Origin of the sequence: Rhizobium sp. YTUHZ045 (assembly GCF_051124255.1) — a bacterium.
Lineage (GTDB): Bacteria > Pseudomonadota > Alphaproteobacteria > Rhizobiales > Rhizobiaceae > Rhizobium.
Genome location: NZ_CP101436.1, coordinates 164,184 through 185,964, shown reverse-complemented (window position 1 = coordinate 185,964; position 21,781 = coordinate 164,184). Strand labels below are relative to the sequence as shown.

18 protein-coding genes are annotated in these 21,781 nt (G+C 62.3%); 4 read left to right on the top strand and 14 right to left on the bottom strand.

The window, feature by feature from the left end; all coding sequences use genetic code 11:
- Positions 1 to 64 precede the first annotated feature (64 nt).
- From NMA58_RS32265 to NMA58_RS32255, 3 genes are read right to left on the bottom strand one after another with little or no spacing between them, the layout of a single operon-like run.
- Positions 65 to 958 carry an NAD(P)-dependent oxidoreductase gene (locus NMA58_RS32265; protein ID WP_434715078.1) on the bottom strand — a complete coding sequence of 298 codons (894 nt, stop codon included), beginning with the start codon at positions 956 to 958 and terminating at the stop codon, positions 65 to 67.
- Positions 948 to 1,505 carry a gluconokinase gene (locus NMA58_RS32260; RefSeq protein ID WP_434715076.1) on the bottom strand — a complete coding sequence of 186 codons (558 nt, stop codon included), beginning with the start codon at positions 1,503 to 1,505 and terminating at the stop codon, positions 948 to 950. Before NMA58_RS32260 ends, NMA58_RS32265 begins: the two co-directional genes overlap by 11 nt.
- 13 nt (positions 1,506 to 1,518) lie before the next feature.
- Positions 1,519 to 2,283 (bottom strand): SDR family oxidoreductase, encoded by a 765-nt coding sequence (locus tag NMA58_RS32255; RefSeq protein ID WP_064695139.1) that lies wholly within the window; start codon positions 2,281 to 2,283, stop codon positions 1,519 to 1,521.
- Between the two features lie 135 nt (positions 2,284 to 2,418).
- Between NMA58_RS32255 and NMA58_RS32250 the strand changes: the two genes are divergently transcribed.
- Both NMA58_RS32250 and NMA58_RS32245 read left to right on the top strand, forming a co-directional pair.
- Positions 2,419 to 3,360: a 2-hydroxyacid dehydrogenase gene (locus NMA58_RS32250; protein WP_434715074.1), complete on the top strand. Its 942-nt coding sequence runs from the start codon at positions 2,419 to 2,421 to the stop codon at positions 3,358 to 3,360.
- A 10-nt stretch (positions 3,361 to 3,370) separates the two neighbouring features.
- A complete protein-coding gene (locus NMA58_RS32245; RefSeq protein ID WP_434715073.1) occupies positions 3,371 to 4,402 on the top strand; it encodes an L-idonate 5-dehydrogenase in 1,032 nt (343 codons plus the stop codon).
- Here the strand turns inward: NMA58_RS32245 and NMA58_RS32240 are convergent, their stop codons facing one another.
- Complete coding sequence (locus tag NMA58_RS32240; RefSeq protein ID WP_434715071.1) at positions 4,403 to 5,476, bottom strand: LacI family DNA-binding transcriptional regulator; 1,074 nt, start codon at positions 5,474 to 5,476, stop codon at positions 4,403 to 4,405.
- A gap of 220 nt (positions 5,477 to 5,696) precedes the next feature.
- Between NMA58_RS32240 and NMA58_RS32235 the strand changes: the two genes are divergently transcribed.
- Positions 5,697 to 6,623: an SMP-30/gluconolactonase/LRE family protein gene (locus tag NMA58_RS32235; RefSeq protein ID WP_434715069.1), complete on the top strand. Its 927-nt coding sequence runs from the start codon at positions 5,697 to 5,699 to the stop codon at positions 6,621 to 6,623.
- A gap of 56 nt (positions 6,624 to 6,679) precedes the next feature.
- Here NMA58_RS32235 and NMA58_RS32230 read toward each other — a convergent pair whose 3' ends face one another.
- Positions 6,680 to 8,791 (bottom strand): vWA domain-containing protein, encoded by a 2,112-nt coding sequence (locus NMA58_RS32230; RefSeq protein WP_434715068.1) that lies wholly within the window; start codon positions 8,789 to 8,791, stop codon positions 6,680 to 6,682.
- Positions 8,788 to 9,312: an RNA polymerase sigma factor gene (locus tag NMA58_RS32225; protein WP_434715066.1), complete on the bottom strand. Its 525-nt coding sequence runs from the start codon at positions 9,310 to 9,312 to the stop codon at positions 8,788 to 8,790. The genes NMA58_RS32230 and NMA58_RS32225 overlap by 4 nt, the downstream gene beginning before the upstream one ends.
- Positions 9,313 to 9,575: 263 nt before the next feature.
- Here NMA58_RS32225 and NMA58_RS32220 point away from each other — a divergent pair, with 263 nt between their 5' ends.
- Positions 9,576 to 10,487 carry an alpha/beta hydrolase gene (locus tag NMA58_RS32220; protein ID WP_434715065.1) on the top strand — a complete coding sequence of 304 codons (912 nt, stop codon included), beginning with the start codon at positions 9,576 to 9,578 and terminating at the stop codon, positions 10,485 to 10,487.
- A 3-nt stretch (positions 10,488 to 10,490) separates the two neighbouring features.
- Here the strand turns inward: NMA58_RS32220 and NMA58_RS32215 are convergent, their stop codons facing one another.
- The 8 genes from NMA58_RS32215 to NMA58_RS32180 all read right to left on the bottom strand — a co-directional run bounded on the left by NMA58_RS32215 (position 10,491) and on the right by NMA58_RS32180 (position 21,780).
- The gene (locus tag NMA58_RS32215) at positions 10,491 to 12,494 is read right to left on the bottom strand and encodes a CocE/NonD family hydrolase (RefSeq protein WP_434715064.1); all 2,004 of its coding nucleotides are present in this window, start codon (positions 12,492 to 12,494) and stop codon (positions 10,491 to 10,493) included.
- 20 nt (positions 12,495 to 12,514) lie between these two features.
- Positions 12,515 to 14,146: an ABC transporter ATP-binding protein gene (locus NMA58_RS32210; RefSeq protein ID WP_434715062.1), complete on the bottom strand. Its 1,632-nt coding sequence runs from the start codon at positions 14,144 to 14,146 to the stop codon at positions 12,515 to 12,517.
- Positions 14,139 to 14,966 carry an ABC transporter permease gene (locus NMA58_RS32205; RefSeq protein ID WP_085780699.1) on the bottom strand — a complete coding sequence of 276 codons (828 nt, stop codon included), beginning with the start codon at positions 14,964 to 14,966 and terminating at the stop codon, positions 14,139 to 14,141. Before NMA58_RS32205 ends, NMA58_RS32210 begins: the two co-directional genes overlap by 8 nt.
- Positions 14,963 to 15,970, bottom strand: coding sequence for an ABC transporter permease (locus NMA58_RS32200; protein WP_184460015.1), 1,008 nt, complete (start codon positions 15,968 to 15,970; stop codon positions 14,963 to 14,965). The genes NMA58_RS32205 and NMA58_RS32200 overlap by 4 nt, the downstream gene beginning before the upstream one ends.
- Before the next feature lie 95 nt (positions 15,971 to 16,065).
- Complete coding sequence (locus NMA58_RS32195; RefSeq protein ID WP_085780697.1) at positions 16,066 to 17,655, bottom strand: ABC transporter substrate-binding protein; 1,590 nt, start codon at positions 17,653 to 17,655, stop codon at positions 16,066 to 16,068.
- Between the two features lie 115 nt (positions 17,656 to 17,770).
- Complete coding sequence (locus NMA58_RS32190; protein ID WP_097599134.1) at positions 17,771 to 18,553, bottom strand: carnitinyl-CoA dehydratase; 783 nt, start codon at positions 18,551 to 18,553, stop codon at positions 17,771 to 17,773.
- Between the two features lie 7 nt (positions 18,554 to 18,560).
- Entirely contained in the window at positions 18,561 to 20,615 is a 2,055-nt protein-coding gene (locus NMA58_RS32185; protein WP_434715060.1) for an acetate--CoA ligase family protein, read from the bottom strand.
- Between the two features lie 4 nt (positions 20,616 to 20,619).
- Entirely contained in the window at positions 20,620 to 21,780 is a 1,161-nt protein-coding gene (locus NMA58_RS32180) for an acyl-CoA dehydrogenase family protein (RefSeq protein ID WP_434715058.1), read from the bottom strand.
- Position 21,781 lies beyond the last annotated feature (1 nt).

The following is a 21,781-nucleotide window of genomic DNA, read 5'->3' as shown; positions in this document are numbered from 1 at the left end:
TGTTATCGATAACATCGCCGAATAGTCAAGCGGAAAGTGACAATCTCGCAAGCCTGAAATGAGGTCAGTCGGCGGCAAATCCGTCGAGCAGGCGCATCATCTCGGCTGAGTCCTTCGGCCCAAGGCCGGCAGCGCAAAGCAGGCGATGAATCTCTACGACCGCACCCGTCATCGGCAGCGGCGTTTTTGTCTTCAGTGCAAAGGCCTGAAGCGAGTCCAGATCCTTCAGCATGTTGTCGATCCGGCCTGTCGGCGAGAAATCCCGGGCGGCGAATTTCGCCATGAATTCCTGCAATATCCGGCTGTCCGCCCTGCCGCCGGCAAGGGCGGCCGGAATGGCGGAGGGATCGACACCGCCGGCTTCCGCCAGCTTGACGGCTTCAGCGACCGACTGGAACAGCACGGCGCAGAACAGCTGGTTGATCAGCTTGGTGGTCTGCCCGGCGCCGGATGCGCCCATAAGCGTATAATTGGCAGCAAGATGCCGCATCACCACGCGCGCCCGCTCGAAATCCTCGAGGCTTCCACCGGCCATGATGGTCAGCTTGCCACCGAGCGCACCGGGCACGCCGCCCGAAAGCGGGCAATCCACCCATGCCATGCCCGTTTCCCGCCGCAGCCGCTTCGCCATGTCGGCGGTCTCGGCCGGGTCGATCGAAGACATATCGATCAGCAGCCTATCAGCGCTTGCCGCCGCCGCAACCCCCTTCTCGCCGAAGACGACGGCGCGGACGATATTTGCGTGATTGAGGCTGAGGACGCAGAATTCCGACCGCGAGACCGCATCCTCCACCGAAGCGGCCGCGTGGGCGCCCTTGGCTGCCAACGCCGCGACCTTTTCAGTATCGAGATCGAAAACCGATACTTTGTGGCCGGTTTCGATCAATCGCGTGGCGATCGCCGCTCCCATGATGCCCGCGCCGATGACGGCGACATCTGCTCTGTGGTCATCCTGCATGATAATCTCCTCCCTTGACGGCCACGCCTCGCAGCCCCTCACAAGCCAGCGCCACCATATCATCCAAAGCCATATCGATCGCCACCGTCACGACACCGGGCTCACCGGTCGGCGGCTCCAGCGTCTGCAGCTGGCTGTCGAGCAGCGATGCCGGCATGAAGTGGCCCTGACGGGCCTGCATCCGCGACAACAGCAGATCACGCGACCCCTCCAGAAAAACAAAGGCCAGGCGCCCATCGGCCGCCTGCCGCAGCCTATCCCGATAACTTCTCTTCAGCGCCGAACAGGAAATCACCAATCCCTGCGACGCCTCTTGCACCGTCCTTATTTCCTCGCCGATCCGGTCGAGCCAGGGCAGGCGGTCATTGTCGGTGAGCGGGATGCCCTTGGCCATTTTCTCGACATTGGCAGCCGGGTGGAGTTGGTCGCCTTCCAGGAAGGGCATGCCGTATTGCACGGCGACGCGCTCTCCAACCGAGGATTTGCCGCAGCCGCTGACGCCCATGATCACGACGGCCAAGGGTAGTGCCTCTTTCTCGAGGTCCATGGACTGATCTTTATCAGAGGCAGGTCGTGATGCCGCCGTCGACATAAAGCGTATGGCCGTTGATGAAGGACGAACCGCGCCCCGAAAGGAAGACGGCGGCACCTACCAGTTCCTCGACATTGCCCCAGCGTCCGGCCGGCGTCCGCTTTTCGAGCCAGGACGAGAATTCCGGATTATCGACGAGTGCCTGGTTGAGCGGCGTCTTGAAATAGCCCGGCGCAATCGCGTTGATCTGCAGGCCGTGCTTGGCCCAGTCGGCGCACATACCGCGGGTCAGATTGCGCACCGCGCCCTTGGTCGCCGTATAGGGAGCAATGCCCGGACGGGCGAGCTCGCTCTGAACCGAGGCGATGTTGATGATCTTGCCATGCCCACGGGCGATCATGGCTTTGGCGGCCGCCTGGCCGACGTAAAACACGCTGGAAATATTGGTGGTCAGCAGCAATTCCCATTTGTCCGCCGGGAAATCTTCCAGCGGCGTGCGGAACTGCATGCCGGCATTGTTGATCAGGATGTCGAGCGGACCGATATCGGCTTCGATCGCGGCGATACCCTGCGCAGCAGCGTCCTTGCTGGTGACGTCGAAGATCGCCGCATGGGCAGAAAGACCTTGAGCCTTGAGGCTTTCGACTGCGCGTTTGACGCTTTCGGGCGTGCGCCCGTTGATGACGACCTCGGCGCCATGCTGCGCCAGGCCCTCGGCCAGCGCATAACCGATCCCTTGGCTTGAGCCGGTGATCAGGGCAAGCTGCCCGGTCAGATCAAACAGGTTCTTCATGCAAATCACTCCTCCGGTGTCGCGGCGAATGACGGCTTATACCGCCACTTGCGGTGAAACTCACTTGACATCCCTATCTCGAATTATATGTTATCGATAACATAATCAACAGCCAAAATGCGAGACAAAGACGCAATGCCTGACGTAGAAATTTTGATGACCGGGGCCTATCCAGAGTGGGACATGGTCGATCTGGAGGCGAGCTACCGCGTCCACCGCCTGTGGGAAGCCGCAGATCGGCAGGAACTGATTTCAAAAGTCGGCAGCAATATCCGCGCCATCGCGACGCGCGGCGAACTCGGCGCTTCCGCCGAGCTGATGAAGCAACTGCCGAAGCTGGAGATCGTTTCCTGCTACGGCGTCGGCACCGACGCGATCGACCTCTCCTATGCCCGCGCCAACGGCATTCGCGTGACGAATACACCTGACGTGCTGACGGAAGACGTCGCCGATATCGCGATCGGACTGCTGCTTTCCACGGCACGCCAGATTCCGCAGGCCGACGTTTTCGTCCGCACCGGCCAGTGGGGCAACGTTCCCATGCCGCTGGTAACGCGGGTTTCGGGCAAGAAGGTTGGGATCGTCGGCATGGGGCGGATCGGCAAGACGATCGCCAAGCGGGCTGCCGCTTTCGGCTGCGACATCTCTTATTTCGCCCGCAATAGGGACCAGGACGTCGCCTATGGCTATGAAGCCAATCTGGTCGCGCTTGCCAATTGGGCCGACTTCCTAATCGTCATCGTTCCCGGAGGGGCCGCGACCATGAAGATCATCAACGCCGAGGTGCTGGAAGCGCTCGGTCCGGAAGGCATGCTGATCAATGTTTCGCGCGGAACGACCGTCGACGAGGAAGCGCTGATCGCAGCGCTTCAGAACCGCACCATCCAGGCCGCCGGCCTTGACGTTTTCCTCAACGAGCCGAAAATCGATGCGCGCTTCCTGACGCTGCCGAACGTCGTGCTGCAGCCCCATCACGGCTCCGGCACCATCGAGACCCGCAGGGCCATGGGCAAACTGGTCAGAGACAATCTCGCCGCGCATTTTGCCGGTCGCGCGCTTCCGACGCCGGTCGTGTGAGGAGTTCGACATGAAAGCCATCGTCATTCACGCTGCAAAGGACCTCAGGGTCGAAGAGCGCGAAGCGGAGATTGCAGGACCGGGGCAGGTGGAGGTTGCCATCGAAGCCGGCGGCATCTGCGGTTCCGATCTGCATTATTACAATCACGGCGGCTTCGGCACCGTTCGGCTGCGCGAACCGATGATCCTCGGCCACGAAATCGCCGGCACAGTCAAGGCGCTGGGTGCCGGCGTGAGCGACCTTGCCATTGGAGACCGCGTCGCGGTTTCCCCGAGCCGGCCGTGCAGCCATTGCCAATATTGCCTGAAGGGACAGCAGAACCACTGCCTGAACATGCGATTCTACGGCAGCGCCATGCCGATGCCGCACATTCAGGGCGGCTTCCGCCAGCGGCTGGTGGCGGAGCGCTGGCAATGCCACAAGGTCGCCGACGGCATTTCTATTCATGAGGCCGCCTTCGCCGAACCCTTTGCCGTCACTCTGCATGCGGCAAGCCGCGCCGGATCGCTGCTCGGCAAGCGGGTGCTGGTCACCGGCTGCGGTCCGATCGGGATGCTGGCGATCGTGGCCGCCCGCGTTCTCGGCGCCCGTGAAATCGTCGCGACCGACGTCACCGACACAGTTCTGACGATCGCCCGCACCAGCGGCGCCGATCGCACGATCAACGTTGCCACGCATGCATCCGACCTTGCCGCTTACGGCGCCGACAAGGGATATTTCGATGTCATGTTCGAGGCGTCGGGCAATGAACGGGCCGTGCGCGCCGGCCTTGAGGTGCTGAAGCCCCGTGCCGTTCTCGTGCAACTCGGCCTTGGCGGCGATGTCTCCATTCCGCAAAACATGATCGTTGCAAAGGAAATCGAGATGCGCGGCACATTCCGCTTTCACGAGGAGTTCGGGCTCGCCGTCGAGCTGATCAACGCGCGCCGCGTCGATCTGAAGCCGCTGCTGACAGGCGTCTTCGCAATCGACGAGGCCGTCGCCGCTTTCGAACTGGCTAGCGACCGCAGCAAATCGATGAAGGTGCAGATCGCTTTCTGACTATGCAGCGCGGGCGCGGTCCGTGCTTTCGCGCAGCACGACCCTGTAGCTCGTCAATGTGATCTCGTCGCCGGTCGCCTCGCCGCTGCCTTGCAGCGCATCGAGCAGGCGGACGGCGGCCTGCCGGCCGATGCCGTAACAGTCGACATTGATCGTGGTGATACTGGGATGACAGACTGACGAGATCTCGTAGTCGCCGAAGCCGGCAATGGCGATATCTCCCGGCACCTTCATTCCCCTGCGCTTGCATTCCATGATCGCACCGAAGGCGGAAAGGTCGGAGACGCAGAGAACCACTTCCGTGTCCGGCCAGCGCTCCAGCAGGCTCATAATCGCCTGACCGCCCTGTTCCATGGTGATCGGCGGTACGCCGAAGGAAATCGCCCGGCCCGGCCCGAGGCCCAGTTCCTCGACCGTCTTCAGGAAACCGCTTCGCCGCTGGCTGCCGCGCGTATCGCGCGCCGTCGTCCCGCCGATATAGCCGAACCTCCGATAGCCCTGGCTGGCCAGCGTCCGCACCAGCAGCGACATCGCCTCGCTATTGGAAAAGCCGACGACATGGTTGATCGGCTCCTCCGGAAGCTCCCAGGTTTCCACCACCGGAATGCCTGCCTTATCAAGCATGCGTCGGGCGCGGTCGGTGTGCGAACCGCCTGTCAGGATGATGCCTTCGGGACGCCGGCGCAGCATCGCTTCGATCAGTTTTTCTTCTTTCTCGGCGGAATAGTCGGTATAGCCGAGCAGAAGCTGAAGGCCGGTATTCTCCAGCGCATCGGTAATGCCGCGGGCGGTGTCGGAGAAATTCGAATTGTTGATGGAGGGCACCAGCGCCGCGATGAAGCCGCTGCGCCGCGAGGAAAGACTGCCGGCCGAAAGGTCGAGCACGTAGCCCAGCGCATCGACGGCTTCCATGATGCGCTTGCGCGTCTCTTCGGAAACACTCGCATCCTGCCGAAAGGCGCGCGAAACGGTCATGGCCGATACGCCGACATATTTGGCGACCTCAGCCATCGTCAGCTTTTGGGCGTCTCCAGTCTTGAGGCGCTTGACCTTTGGCTCATCGTCGTTTTTCACTGCTCTCTGCTTTCAAACAACGCCGGAATTGTGTAATTCAGCACACGATAAAGTTATCGTTATCATCGCACAATCGATTTTATCGAAGAAGTATGCGGTTCCACAGCCGGAAAAGCCTGCTTCTCACCGGATTTGCTAGGTTACCGGCGCCTTGGCGGCTATACGAATCTCCGAAATCCGAGCATTATGATATCGATAACAATCTTGAGGAGGAAGACTTATGTTCGGTGAAATCGAAGGTACCGGGTTCGAGGTCCTCGACCCGCGCTTTGAAAGCTGCTTCGTCGGCCATGCTCGGGTCGAACGCCTCTGGACGGGCGGCCGCTGGCTGGAGGGACCGGCCTGGTTTGCCGCCGGACGCTATCTGGTCTTCTCGGATATCCCGAACAACCGCATGATGCGCTACGACGATACCAGCGGACATACCTCCGTCTTCCGCTCGCCCAGCAACAACTCGAACGGCAACACCGTCGACAATCAGGGCCGGCTGATCACCTGCGAGCATCTGGCACGCCGGGTCACCCGGACGGAGTTCGACGGCAAGGTCGGCGTGCTCGCCGACCGGATCGCGGGCAGGCGGCTCAATTCTCCGAATGATGTGACCGTCAAGTCCGACGGCACAATCTGGTTTACCGATCCGAGCTACGGCATACTTCACGACTATGAAGGCGACTACGGCGAAGAGGAAATCGGCGGATGTCATGTCTACCGGCATGATCCGGAAACTGGCGTGACCGATCAGATGACGTCGGATTTCATCAAGCCGAACGGTCTGGCTTTCTCGCCCGACGAGTCGGTTCTCTACGTCGCCGACACCGGTGCATCGCACTTGCCGGGTGGTCCGCGTCATATCCGAAAGCTCGCGGTATCAGGCGACGGGACGCTGAGCGACCTCGGCGTGTTCGCGGAATGTACTGTCGGCATGTTCGATGGGTTTCGCGTGGACCGGAAGGGCAGGATCTGGACAAGTGCGGCTGACGGCGTGCACGCCTATGATCCGGATGGCACGCTGCTGGGCAAGATCCATATTCCCGAGATCGTCTCCAACGTGACTTTCGGCGGAGAGAAATTGAACCGCCTCTTTATCACCGGGACTACGTCTCTCTACGCCGTTTATCTCACGGCCAATGGGTCGAGACCGGGGTAAACTCATGCAGCGCGGCCGCGCTTTCGGGCGGCCGCGCTTTCTGGGTGCTCCGCAGCTCACCGTTGACTGAGACCGTCGGCCAGCCTGATGAGCCCGAGGAAATCCGACCTGTAGCCGAAGGGATCCGCCCCCCGCGATGCCGCGGCCAGATCGGCAACCGCCTGATAGGAATAAGTGTCGAGGGCGGGGAGGCGGCTCAGTTTCTGGCCGAAGGCGGCGACGGCCACCGAGAAGCGGACATCCTGTGGCGCGGCATCGACGCTGGCGACCGCGTTGCCCGCGCCGACAGGCGTGGTGATCAGCGCGCTCTTGTCCTCACCCGGCCGCTTGTAGCGCATCTTGACGAAGGCAAGCTCACCCTGGCGCCCGCTGCCCGCTGTCTCGGCCAGCACCTTGTCGGCTGCGCCATAACGCAGGTCGTCGTTCTTGACCGCGGGGCTTCCCTTGGGCGCAATCTCGTAGATCGCCGTGACGCTGTGGCCAGAGCCGATATCGCCGGCATCGACGCGGTCATTGTTGAAATCCTCGCGGTTAAGGGCGCGCGTCTCGTAGCCGATCAGCCGATATTCGGCGATCCGTTCCGGATTGAACTCGACCTGGAACTTGACGTCCTTGGCAATCGGAAACAGTGTCGATCCGGCCTCTTCGACGAGCGTCTTCTGCGCTTCCGCCAGGGTGTCGATATAGGCGGCGCTGCCATTGCCGTTCTGCGCCAGCGTCTGCATCAGGGAATCGTTGAGATTGCCGCGTCCGAAGCCGAGAACGGTCAGGAAGATGCCGTCCTTGCGTTTCTCTTCGATGATGCGCTTCAGGTCCTCGTCGCTCGACGGGCCTACATTGAAGTCGCCATCGGTTGCCAGCATCACGCGGTTGACGCCGCCCTTGACGAAGGCCTGTTTGGCAAGATTGTAAGCCGCCTCGATGCCCTCGGCGCCGCCGGTCGAGCCGCCGGGCTCCAGTCTGTCGATCGCCGAGAGGATTTTCGATTTTTCAGCCACGCGTGTCGGTTCCAGCACCGTGCCGGCATTGCCGGCATAGGTGACGATCGAGACGGTGTCGTCGGCCTTCAGCCTGTTGACCAGCAGACGGAAGGCGCTCTTCAGCAGCGGCAGCTTGTCCGGCTCGTCCATCGAACCCGAAACGTCGATCAGGAAAACCAGATTGGCACGCGGCGTCGTCGCCGGCGCGATATCATAGCCCTTGATCGCCACATGCATCAATTGCGTGTCGTGGTTCCACGGTGTCGGCATCACCGTTACGGTCGCCTTGAAGGGCTGATCTGCGCTCTCGGGGCGCGGCCAGTCATAGGGGAAATAGTTGATCATTTCCTCGACGCGAACCGATTGCGGATCGGGCATCGCCCCGCTCGTCAACGATCGGCGGACAAAGGAATAGGAGGCGCTGTCGACATCGGCGGAGAAGGTCGAAACCGGATCCGTTGCCACGCTCTTGACCGGATTTGCCGCAGCATTGGCAAAGCGCTCGCGATTGGCATCGGGCTGGATCTGCACACGCCCTTCCGCCGGCGGCAAAGGCGAGGGGGCGACGGCCATCGACTCTGCCAATTGCGGTTGAGGGGCGCCGGGAGCGGCCGGCGCGACGCGTTTGGCCGCGCCGAGCGCCGCAGCCGAGCCCTCGGACTTCGTCAGCGGGGCGATCTCGCCGGCATCGAATTCAGAAGGCGCAGCGGGTTTAGCGGCGGCCGGCTGCTCCTCGTCCTGCAAGCCTCGGGTGCTATCAGCCGCCGATGATTGAGCTGCCGGCTGCTTCTCTTTCGCCGGTGCTTGGGCAAGCTGAGGTGCGACCTCGACGGGTTCGGCCGGCTCTGGCGCATTATTTTGCGAGACGTCACTCGCGATCTTTTCCTGATCGACGATCGGCAGCCCGCTGTGATTCAGCGCTATCACGAGATAACCGGCAGCGGGAATGACGAGCAGCGTCGCAAGGGCTGAACCGGCAAGGAATTTCTTGTTCATGGCAGGGCTCCATATCCAATTGATGATGGAGCTTTGACGCCAGCCCTTCAGATTTCCTTGGGCTGCGGCAGTATCATTTCCTGCGTCGTCGAAGGCCTGCATGGCGGCGGCAAGCGCACGCGCGCGCGCCTCCGGATCGGCTGCCGGCGGCGTGGTGCGGGAGAGTTTTTCCAGTTCCTTGTCCATGGTCATACCTCTTCCTTGCCGAGCATGGCCTTCAGTCTCTTGCGCGCTTCATGCACCTGCCAGGAGACGGTCGTTTCCGAGCAGCCCATAATATAGGCGGCAGCGGAATGGCTGAGCCCTTCGCCATAGACGAGCAGCACCGCGTCGCATTGCCTCTCCGGCAAAGCGCGCACGGCCGCCCACAATTCGCTCGATATCTCATCGTCATTCTTACTGGGCGCATCGGGCAGCGGTTCGGCGGCATAAGCACGGAACGTCTGTTCTTCTCGATCCAGCTTGCGCCTATGGTCGCGGGCGGCGTTCAGCGTCAGGGTGTAGAGCCATGTCCTGAAGCGGCTGGCGCCGCGAAAGCCGCGGATCGCCGCGCCGAGCTTGACACAGACGTCCTGGGCGATGTCGTCCGCATCGGTGGAACTGCCCGACCACCGCCACGCCGTCGCATGGACGAAATCATAATGGCGCGAGACCAGCTGCCCAAAGGCCTCCCGGTCACCGCGCTGCGCCCGTTCTATGAGCTCCGCATCCAATGCGCACCTACCCCCAAGCTATCAAGCAAGATGCTATTTCGGGATTGAGACGTTTCTCCGATGGCGTTCCTTGGGTCGACGGCAAAAAAATTATGGCTTTTTCTGAAGCGGCGGCAAGTCTCCGCCCCGCAGGCCAAAAATAGTGGACGCCGCGACATCCATGGGTCGCGACCAGACAGATTGCCTCCGTTTTGAAGGCGCATGATGATGGCAGAGTCGGCCAAGGGCATGGATCTGCATGTCCCAAATCGAAAGGACTCTTCATGTCCGCTCCACCGCCTGTCCCTGCCGAAAAAGCCATCCTGCAGTTTCTCGAGATTTGCGATAGTTTCTATCCCGCCGACGCGGTCGAAGCGTCGGTCGAGCAGCAGCGAAACTGGTACGATGCCCTTTGCGCCCGGTTCGACCGCCCGCTGCCGCCTGAAATGATTTTTGCCGACGGCATGGTCCAGCGCATTCCGATCCGGCGCTACCGTCCCCGCAAGATCAGCACGCGCACGGTACTTCTCTATCTCCATGGCGGCGGTTTCGTCGTCGGTTCGCTGGAGAGCCATCATGCCATCTGCGCGGAGATTGCCGATTTTGCCGGTGCAGAACTCGTTTCCGTCGATTATCGCCTGGCTCCCGAATATCGCTGGCCGGCACAGACGGATGACGCCTTTGCCGTGCTGAAGCATCTGCTTTCGGCCAACAACAAGGTCGTGCTGATCGGCGATAGCGCCGGGGGCAATCTTGCGGCGGGCCTTGCACTGCGGGCACGCGACGAAGGCCTACCGGGCGTCGTCGGTCAGGTCCTGATCTACCCGGCGCTCGGCGGAGACCTGGCCGCCGGCTCCTATGTCGAGATGGCTGCGGCGCCTGGCCTGACCACGGCCGATGTTGCCTATTATCGCGAGATCCTGCAGGCGCCGGCAGGCAGCGAGATCGCCGAGCCGCTGAATGCGTCTTCGCTTGCCGGACTGCCGCCCACCTACATCACGGTCGCGCATTTCGATCCGTTGAGAGACGACGGCCGCCAGTATGCGGCCCGGCTTGCAGCGGAGGGTGTCGAGGTCTCCTTTCGGGAGGAGCCGCAGATGGTGCATGCCTGGCTTCGCGCCCGTCACATGAGTGAAGGCGCGCGCGACGGCTTTCACGCCGTCTGCGAGGCGGTTCGGCATTTCGCATCAGCCTGACGATCACATCAGGTCGCGCGCGATCCGCTTTTCGGCAAAGATCTTTTCGAAGATCTGCACATCGTCCTCGAAAGCGGTGACGACGGCGCTGACGATCCAATCACTGCCGGTGCAGGCAATCCGCGCGGTCGCGACCGTGCGCACGAACCAGCCGGGCCGGTGCATGTCGCAAGTCCAGGTCGAGGTGCCGGTCATCGACAGCGGGTCATCTGGCGAAATCGACCAGACCTCTTCGCGCAATTGCCGCGTCGACAGGCCGGTTTCCGGGTGTTCGTAAAGCCCGGTCTCCTCGTGGATGCGATAGTCCGTGCGGTTGGCCGAGAGGTCACGGACGACCTGACGCTTCGTCGCGGCGCCCGCATGCTCGATATATTTGGGCAGGGGATCGGGATTGGCCGGTTCATCGATTTCGATCTTCCGGTGGTCCCCAAGCAAGGGCAGCGCCAGACCGAGCGAGGCGATATCAATCTCGACCTCTTGATCATCGGGCGGCGGCAGGATCATCGGCCAATAGGCGGTCGAAAGCGAAAGGCGGATTCGATGGCCCTTGCGGAAGCGATAGCCGCAGGCATCGAGCACGAGCCGGATCGGCACTTTCTCGCCCGGCGTGAGCGGCTTGGGATCGGCATTGCCATCACGGTGCGTGAGATTGACGACGCCGAAGGTGACACGGGTGGCCGTGCCGTCCGGATGGACATCGACCAGGCGGGCGCAGAGATTGCCGCCTGTTGCGTGGGGGCGCAGCGCAAGCGTTACGACGGGCCGGCCGAGATAACCATGATCCTCTGCAAGCGGCACCGTGTCGAAGACCAGCGAGCCGGCATCGTCTGAGCGTTGGTCGATGGCCATTTCGGCGTCGGGCTTCAGCGTAAAATACTCTCCGGACGCGGTGCCGGTGTCGAGGGGAGAATGGAGATGGACGGGATGCTCGGGCGCATGCGGGATGGGCATGCCTTGCGTCAACCGGCCGAATTGCTCGACATAGAAGCATTGCATCCGCGGCGGCGTCCACATGTCCTTGGCGATCCAGAAGCCTGGATCGCTGTCGCGTCGGGCGGCAGGCCTGACGGCATCGAGAATATAGGCGCGAGCCTGCGGCAGTCGGTCGATGCCATTGTCGTCGCCGCGCAGCCATTTGTTCCACCAGGCGATCGCTTCGCTGTGGAAGTCGACGCGCGGCTTCGGCCAGGCGAAGTGCGGATATTTGTGGACCCATGGGCCGATCAGGGCCTTCGCCTTTCCGCCGAGACCTTCGACCGCCATCAGAGGCGTATTGCGGTAGCCGTCCGCCCAGCCGGCAATGACGAGCGCCGGGATATCCACCTGCGAAAAATCCTCCGAGATCGAACCGTGACGCCAGAAATGGTCGCGCCGCTGGTGCGCCAGCCACTCCTCCATGAAGAACGGTTCGCCGGCGAGGCGTTCCAGCCACATTTCCTTCCAGCGTTCGCCGACAAGTGCCGGATCGGGCGGGCGCGACTGGTAGCCGAGCATGGTCGCCGCCCAGGAGAGCTGCGCGGAGAGGTGGCAGCCGTTCTTATAGTGGATGTCGTCGTTGTAACGGTCGACGGTCGAGGCGATCGAGATGACGGCTTTGAGCGCCGGCGGGCGCAGTGCCGCGACCTGAAGGCTGTTGAAGCCGCCCCAGGAGATGCCCATCATCCCGACCGAACCGTTCGACCATGGCTGCGCGGCAATCCAGGCGATCAGCCCGCAGGCATCGGCAAGTTCGCGCTCGGTATATTCGCCGTCGATGACGCCTTCGGATTCTCCGGATCCGCGGATATCGACGCGCACGCCGGCAATGCCTGCGGCCGCGAAGACCGGATAGGTCGACTCGTCGCGGGGGCTGGTTCCGTCGCGCTTGCGATAGGGCAGGAATTCGAAGACGGCGGGAACCGGATCTTCTTCTGCGCCGTCGGGCATCCAGATGCGCGCGGCAAGCCGCGTTCCATCCTTGAGCTCAATCCATTCATTCTCGATGGTGGTGAAGCCGCGGGATGTCATGCTCACTCCTTCATTCACATTCAATTGCCGGCGCTTTCCATGCGGCGTGTCGCAAGCACCCGTTCCAGCCAGCCGATTTCCATTTCGGGCACGGATTTCAACAGCAGGTCGGTGTAGTCGTCAAAGGGCGGCGACAGTGCCGTCGACTTCGGGCCGAACCGCACCAGCTTGCCGCGATGCATCACCGCGACGCTGTCCGCGATCGCCCGGACGATGGCGATGTCGTGGGTGATGAAGACATAGGAAAGCTGCTCTTCCTCCTGCAGGCGCAGCAGCAGCTTGAGGATGCCCTCGGCCACCAGCGGATCGAGCGCCGAGGTCGGCTCGTCGCAGAGGATGAGTTCCGGCTTGGCGGCAAGGGCTCTCGCGATCGCCACGCGCTGCTTCTGACCGCCGGATAGTTCAGCCGGATAGCGGTCGATGAAGCCATTACCCATTTCGATCTGATCGAGCAATTCCTTCACCCGGGCGGTCTTCGCCGCACCTCTCAGGCCATAATAGAAGGTCAGCGGACGGCCGATAATGTCACGCACCGTCTGGCGCGGGTTCATCGCCGTGTCGGCCATCTGGTAGATCAATTGAATACGTCTCAGATCATCGTTCGGCCGGCTCTTGAGATCAGGCATCAACGGTTTCCCATCAAAGACAATCCGCCCGCTGCTAGGCGGCAAGAGGCCGGTAATGGCGCGCGCCAGACTCGATTTACCCGAGCCGGATTCGCCGACGACCGCAAGCGTCTGCCCCCTCGGCACATGCAGCGAAACATCGTGCAGCACCTTGAAGCCGTTGGAATATTCGGCGCTGAGATTTTCCACTTTAAGAAGTGCCGCGGATTGGTCTGAAGCTTCCTCGCGATAGGCTTGCCGGACATTGACGAGGGCGCGCGTATAATCTTGTTGCGGCGCCTCGATGATCTGCTGAACGCTGCCATATTCCACTTGGCGGCCATGGCGCAGGACCATGATGTCGTCGGAGATCTGGGCGACGACGGCAAGGTCGTGGGTGATGTAGAGCGCGGCCGTATGCGTTTCCTCGATGGCATGCTTGATCGCCGCCAGCACGTCGATCTGGGTGGTGACGTCAAGCGCCGTCGTCGGCTCGTCGAACACGATGAGTTCGGGGTTCGAGCAAAGCGCCATCGCCGTCATTGCGCGCTGCAGCTGGCCGCCGGAAACCTGATGGGCAAAGCGCTCACCGAAGCTTTCTGGGTTGGGCAATCCGAGAACACGGAACAGATAAAGCGCCCGTTTGCGCGCCTCGTCTTTCGTCATCAGACCATGCTTGATCGACGCTTCGATCACCTGATCGCCGAGCCTGTGCGCCGGATTGAAGGCTGCCGCCGCCGATTGGGCGACGTAGCAGACCCGGGCGCCGCGGATTTTCTGGATGCCGTTCTTGCCGAGCGCCAGAATGTCGGTACCGCCGAGCCGCACCTCGCCGCCGGTGATTTCGGCGCCGCCGCGGCCATAGGCCAGTGCCGAGAGGCCGATGGTCGACTTGCCGGCGCCGGATTCTCCGATCAGGCCGAGAACCTTGCCCTTCTGAAGATCGAAGGAAACGCCGTCGACGATCGTCACGCGCTTCGGCGGTTCGCCCGGCGGATAACTGGTCGCCTCGATCTTCAGATTGCGGACGGAAAGAAGCTCAGGCATCGCCGCGCCCTCCCTTGAGGCTGGATGTGCGTTTCAGGAGCCAGTCGACGACCAGATTGACGCAGATGGCGAGCACGGCGATCGCCGTACCCGGCACGAGGGCGGCCGATATGCCGAAGATGATGCCATCTTTGTTGTCCTTGACCATGCCACCCCAATCGGCGGCGGGCGGCTGAATGCCGAGGCCGAGGAAGGAAAGCGTCGAGAGGAACAGGATCGAGAAGGCGAAGCGCAGCCCGAACTCGGCCAAAAGCGGCGACAGCGTGTTCGGCAGGATCTCGCGGAAGATGATCCAGAGCTTGCCTTCGCCACGCAGCTTCGCCGCCTCGACGAATTCCATCACCGCGACATCGAGCGCCACGGCGCGGCCGAGACGATAGACGCGGGTGGAATCCAGGACGGCCATGACGAGGATCAGGACGACGATGTTCTGCGGCAGGACCGCCAACACCACGAGCGCGAAGATCAGTGTCGGGATCGACATCATCAGGTCGTTGAAGCGCGAAAAGACCGTGTCGATCAGCCCGCGCGACACCGCTGCCGTAAAACTCAGGATGACGCCGAGCGAGAAGGAGATGATCGTGGCGGCGGAGGCGACCAGCAGCGTCGTGCGCGCGCCATAGATCAGCCGCGAGAGGATGTCGCGACCGAGATTGTCGAGGCCGAAGAGATACTTATCGTCAGGCAGTTGCCAGACGTCGCCGACGACCTGCGTTTCGCCATAGGGAGCAATCCAGGGCGCAAAGAGCGCAAAGATGAAGGCGAGTGCGATGCCGGCCATGCCGATCCAGGCGGTGATGGGGATGTCTCTTGCTCTCATCTCGGATGCCTCAGCCTGGGATTGGCGATGATCGCCAGAATATCGGCCGTCATGTTGAGGAAGATGTAGACGGCCGCGAAGATCAGGCCACAGGCCTGCACGACTGGCATGTCGCGTACGGTGACCGCATCGACCATATATTGCCCCATACCGGGATAGACGAAGACCACCTCGACGACGACAACGCCGACCACGAGATAGGCAAGGTTCAACGCGACGACGTTGATGATCGGCGCCAGCGCATTCGGGGCGGCATGTTTGACGATGGCGCGGAAGGCGCTCAGACCCTTCAGTTCGGCGGTCTCCATATAGGCCGAGGACATGACGGAGAGGATCGCTGCCCGCGTCATGCGCATCATGTGCGCGAGCACGACGAGAACCAGGGTCGCCGTCGGCAGGGCGATCGCCTTCAAGCGCTCGACCAAGCCCATGCTATCATAGACCGTCGCCGGGAAGGTCGCCATGCCGAACTTCACAGCGAAAAACAGGATCAGCAGGTAGCCGATGAAGAATTCCGGCAGCGAGATCGCCGCCAGCGAGATGACGTTGATGATCTTGTCGGGCATTCGATTGCGAAAATGCACCGACAGCATGCCGAGGCCGACGGCGAGCGGCACTGAAATGACAGCCGCGAAACCCGCCAGGAAGAGCGAATTGCCGAGTCGCTTGCCAATCTGCTCGCTCACCGAGTTCTTGCTGGCCCAGGAGGTGCCGAAGTCACCCTGAACGGCACTGCCGAGCCATTCGACATAACGCGTCGTCACCGGGCGATCGAGCCCAAGGTCCCGACGGATATTGGCGACCGCCTGCGGCGTCGCCGACTGGCCAAGATAGGTGGTGGCAAAATCGCCGGGGAGGGCTTCCAGCCCGCCGAAGATCAGGATGGACACCGCAAAGAGCAGGACAATGCTGAGCACGAAGCGCTCGAGAATGAGGGCCAACAGCGGAAAACGCTGCCGGAACCGGAGACCGGGCAGGACATTGCTTGGGGCAGGATTGGTCATGGCGAAGACCTAGCGCTGAAACGTCGGGAGGACCGCGGGTTTTGTCCCACGGTCCCGGCTTCGTTGGGGATCGGAAGGGCGTGCGCCCTTCGCCGCTAGGCGTCCAGCCAGACACGGGTTGCGACGTAACCGTTCGACATATCGTTGCCGATGTCATGGACATAACCCTTCACCTGCTTGGTGGAGGCGTTCACGAAGTCGTTGAACATCGGCAGGATCACGCCGCCCTCGTCGCGCACCATCATCGCCATGGTGCGGTACATATCCTTGCGTTTGGCTTCATCAAGCTCGGCACGCGCCTGCAGCAGGAGCTTGTCGAAGTCAGGGCGCTTGAACTTGGTGTCGTTCCAGTCCGCCGTCGAGAGATAGGCGGTGGAATACATCTGATCCTGCGTCGGACGGCCGCCCCAGTAGGAGGTCGAGAAGGGCTGGACGTTCCAGACATTGGTCCAGTACCCGTCACCCGGTTCGCGCTTGACCTCGATCTCGATGCCCGCCTTCTTGCAGCTTTCCTGGTAAAGGACAGCCGCATCGACGGCGCCGGGGAAGGCGACTTCGGAGGTGCGCAGGAGAACCGAACCGCTATGACCTGACTTCTTGTAGTGGAAGGCGGCCTTATCGGGATCGTAGGTGCGCTGCTCGATTCCCTCGGGGAACAGCGCATAGGTGCTGTTGATCGGGAAATCGTTGCCCACCTTGCCGTAACCGCCGAGGATCTTCTGCACCATGGTTTCGCGGTCCATGGCGTACTTGAGCGCCAGGCGCAGGTCGTTATTGTCGAACGGCGCCTTATCGCAATGCATGATGAAGACATAATGGCCGCGGCCGGCTGTCGAGAGAATCTCGACGTTGGGTGCGCGCTTCAACAGGCTGACCGTCTTCGGGTCGACACGGTTGATGTAGTGCACCTGGCCCGACGACAGGGCCGCGATGCGGGCGGTGGCGTCGTTCATGCCGATGATCTCGATCGAATCGACGTAGCCGCGGTCGGTGCGCCAGTCGTCCTTGTTCTTCTCGAAGGTAGCGCGGACGCCGGGCTCGAAGCTCGTCAGCTTGTAAGGTCCGGTACCGATCGAGGCCAAGGGATCGTCGACGCCGCCATTCGGCTGGATCACCAGATGGTAATCCGACAGCAGCAGCGGCATATCGGCATTGCCTTCACTGAGCGTCAGGACGAGATTGCCGCCATCGGCCTTGATCTCCTTGATCGAGCCGAGAACGCCCAGCGCGCCTGATTCCGAGCTTTTGTCGGTGTGGCGCTTCAGCGTTGCAACGACGTCGTCGATCGTCAGTTCCTTGCCGTTGTGGAACTTGACGCCCTTGCGGATCTTGAAGGTCCAGGTGACCGCATCCTTTGAAGGCTCCCAGGATTCGGCGAGCGCCGGCACGGCAGCCCCAGTCAGCGGATCGGATTCGACCAGCATATCGCCCCAGCAGCGGCCGACGCAGAACATGAACTGCGACAGAAATTTCGCCGGATCCTTGGAATCGGTGGCGGCACCGCCTTCGAGCCCGAGCTTCAGGTGGCCACCGTGCTTCGGTTCGGCGGCTTCTGCGCTTTCGGTGAAGAGTTTGTCGGCAACGGCAAGTGTGATGCCGGCCGCCATGGCGCGTCCCATGAATTCGCGGCGGCTGAGCCCGCCGGCGGTGACGCGGCTTGTGAGATATTTGGTGTAGTCGTTCATTCCCCTGTTCCTTCTTTGGTGCGTTGACAGAACTTCCGGGCGGAATCGCAGGCGGTTTCCTCTCCGCCTTCGGTGCCCGCATCATGCGGGAAAATGCGCGGTTGCTGCCGCCTCCTTATCGTCCTTTCCAAATGGGGCTTCGCTTCTCCGCGAAAGCCCGCGCGCCTTCCAATTGGTCTTCGCTCGAATAGAGCCGATCGACGGTCGCAAACTGCCGCTTGGTGATCTTGTTCATGGCAGTCTGGAATGTCGAACCCTCCGCTTCGCGAACGATTTCCTTGATTGCAGCATAGACGAGCGGCGGCCCGCTTTCGAGCAGCCGGGCAAGCTCCCAGGCTCTCGCCATCAAGCGATCGGCGGGCAGGATTTCATTGACGAAACCCCAGCGATGCGCTTCGTGGACGTCGAGCCAGCGACCCGTCAAAAGCATGTCCATCGCGATATGATAGGGGATGCGCTTCGGCAGCTTGATCGAAGCCGCATCGGCGACCGTGCCCGAGCGGATTTCCGGCAGGGCAAAGGTCGCATGCTCGGCGGCGATGATGAGGTCGGTCGAGAGCGCGATCTCCAGTCCGCCGCCGCAACAGATGCCGTTGATCGCCGAGATGATGGGCTTGTTGAGGTCACGCAGTTCCTGCAGCCCGCCAAAGCCACCCACACCATAGTCGCCGTCGACTGCATCGCCCGACGCAGCCGCCTTCAGATCCCAGCCGGCGCAGAAAAACTTTTCGCTCGCACCCGTGACGATGGCAACGCGCAAGTCGGGGTCGTCGCGGAAATCTCGGAAGATCAATCCCATGGCGCGGCTGGTCGCGAGGTCGATGGCGTTCGCCTTCGGCCGGTCGATGACGACTTCCAATATTCCGCCGTCACGTCGTGTACGAATGTAGTCGCTCAAACCTGCGCTACCTCCTTCGCCGTATGAGAGCATCAACTGCAACAACACCGCGCCCTTCGGGAAGAACCATCAAGGGATTAATGTCCAGTTCCTCAAGGCGCACCGCATTCTTTACGACATATTCTGCCGTAGCTGCGACGGCGTCTATAGTGGCTTCAAGATCGCCGCGCGGGCGCCCGCGATAGCCATGGATCAACTTTGCGATTTTAAGCCATGAAATCGCCGCACCAATATCGGCTTTCGTCGCCGGAAGCGGCAGGACGACGGAATCTTCGAGCAGTTCGACGAAGATTCCGCCCGCTCCCAATGTCAGCGACAATCCGAAGACCGGGTCCCGGCTGGCGCCGACAATGAGCTCGGCGACTGGCGGATCGATCATTTTCTCGACGAGATAACCGCCATTCGGCGGCATCGCCGCCGCCGCATTCGACACCGCCTCTGGATCTTTGAGGTTGAGCACGACGGCGCCGGCCTCGGTCTTGTGCGCAATGCCGAGCCCCTTCAGTACGACGGGAAAACCGAGCCGCTCGGCCTGCTCGGCGGCTCCGCGAGGAGAAAAAGCCTGCAGCCCCCGGGGAACAGGGAGGCCGCAGGCAGCAAGCTCGGTCTTCGCATCGGCTTCCGACAGCGTATCGAGCTCGCCATCAACGGGGACGACGTTGAGGAGCGGCAGGGGAGGGGGACGATCCCAGGCCTCGCCGATCCCAGCGGCAACTTCCGCCGCTGTGATGGCTTCGTCGATACCCGAGAAGGCGACGATGCCCTTTGACATCAGACGAGCGGCAACCGGCTCCGGCATGTTCTCGGGAAGGGTCGCGAGCACGCCGGCCAGCGCACCGGTCGCGGAGGCTGCGGCGATGACTGCGTCTGTCGTCGTCGTCCACTCGGATGAATCACACCGGTCGTCGCGGGGAAAATCTAGAACCACGAGATTGAGTGCGCAGCCACCTTTGAACATGGCGCTGAATGCCTCCGTCTGACGCGCGAGATCGCCCCAGACGAAGGTGTGGTAGTCGAGCGGGTTTGCAAGCGCTACCATCTCGCCGAGCACCTCGCGCAGCCGCGGCAATTGCTGCGGCTGCAGGGCGGGGAATTCCACTTTCCGGCCGACGGCGGCATCCGCCATCAGCGAAGCCTCGCCGCCCGAGCAGCTCATGGACGAAATCGAGTAGCTTGGGAGAGGGCCGGCAATATGCAGCAGTTTCAGAGTTTCGAGCAGCGCCGGCAGGCTCTGGACGCGGCCGAGACCGAGGCGGGCGAGCACGACATCGGCCACCGCATCGCTGCCGGCAAGCGAAGCTGTATGCGACACGGCCGCGTGTTTCGCCTGCTCGGACCTGCCGACCTTCAACACGACGACAGGCTTCTTCGATCGACGGGCCATAGCGGCAAGGCGTTCCAGGCCGGCAAGGTCGCCGAACCCTTCGACGTGAAGGCCAACCGCCGTGACGCGTTGATCCTCAATGAGCGCGCAGGCGACATCGGCAAGCGATGTCTGCGCCTGGTTGCCCGATGTGACCACATAGGCGATCGGCAGTCCGCGCGTCTGCATGGTCAGGTTGAGGGCGATATTGGAGGACTGCGTAAGGATCGCGACACCGCGTTCGACGCGCTGCATGCCATGCTGATCAGGCCATAACAAAGCGCCGTCGAGGCCGTTGATCAGCCCGTAACAGTTCGGCCCGAGGATCGGCATGCCACCGGTCGCTTCCACAAGGGCCTGCTGCAGTTCGGCGCCATCGGCAAGTTCCGCCGTCGCCTCGCTGAAGCCCGATGCATAACAGACGGCGCCGCCGGCGCCGGCCAGCGAAAGGCCGCGCACGATGTCGATGGTGAGCGTTCGGTTGACGCCGATGAAAGCGGCATCCGGTGCCGCGGGCAGATCGGAGAGGGAGCGATAGCAGCGCCGCCCAAGCACCTCGTCGAATTTCGGATGAACCGGCCAGATCTCGCCCGAAAAGCCCATGCGGTCGCACTGCTCGATCACCCTGCGTGCCTCACGGCCGCCGAAGACGGCGATCGTTTGCGGTCTGAGCAGGCGGTCGAGCGGTCTTGAGGTCATCGGCTCATGCTCCCAGCGGCCGAAGCAGATCGCGGCTGATAATGTGCCGCTGGATCTCGGAGGTGCCGTCCCAGATGCGCTCCACGCGGGCGTCGCGCCAGAAACGGGCGAGCGGCAGGTCGTCCATCAGGCCCATGCCGCCGAAAATCTGGATCGCCTCGTCGGTGACGCGAGCCAGCATCTCGGAGGCGTAGAGCTTGGCGGAGGCGATCTGCCGGTCGGCGGGACGACCGGCGTCGATCTGCCAGGCGGCGGCAAGCGTTAGCCAGTCGGCCGCATCGATCTCGGTGATCATGTCGGCAAGCTTGAACGACACACCCTGATTGGCGCCGATCGGCTTGCCGAACTGCTTCCGCTCGGCGGCATAGGGGAGCGCCAGGTCGAAGACGCGCCGCGCCCGGCCGACGCAGGTGGCGGCAACCGTCAGCCGCGTGCCGTAGAGCCATTGATTGGCGATATCGAAGCCGCCATGCACCTCGCCCAGCACCTGGGCTTCAGGAATGCGGCAGTCTTCAAAGCTGAGTGTACAATTATGGTAGCCGCGATGCGAAACGGACTCGTAGCCTTTGAGGATTTCGAACCCGGGCGTGCCGCGATCCACCAGGAAGGCGGTGATCTTCTTCTTGATGCCTTTCGGCGTTTCCTCCTCCCCGGTCGCGGCGAAGACGATGACGAAATCGGCGACATCGGCATGCGAGATGAAATGTTTCGTGCCGTTCAGGATAAAGTCGCCGCCATCGCGGCGTGCAGCGCATTTCATGCCGCGCATATCGGAGCCGGCATCCGGCTCGGTAATCGCAAGCGCGTCGATCTTCTCGCCGCGCACCGCGGGCAGGAGATAACGCTCACGCTGCTCGCCCTCACAGGCCATCAGAATGCCGGAGGGCCGGCCGAAGAAAACCGTCAGACCCAGCGAGCCGCGCCCGAGCTCCCGCTCGACCAGCGTGAAGGTGAGATGATCGAGGCCCGCACCGCCGACCTCCTCCGGAAAGTTGCAGGCGTAGAAGCCGAGATCGATGCATTTGCGCTGGATCTCGCGCCCCAGTTCCGGTGGAACGATGCCGGTCCGCTCGACCTCGCTCTCATGCGGATAGATTTCGGTCTCGACAAAGGCGCGAACCGTGTCGACGATCATTTGCTGTTCTTCGCTGAGGCCGAAATCCATG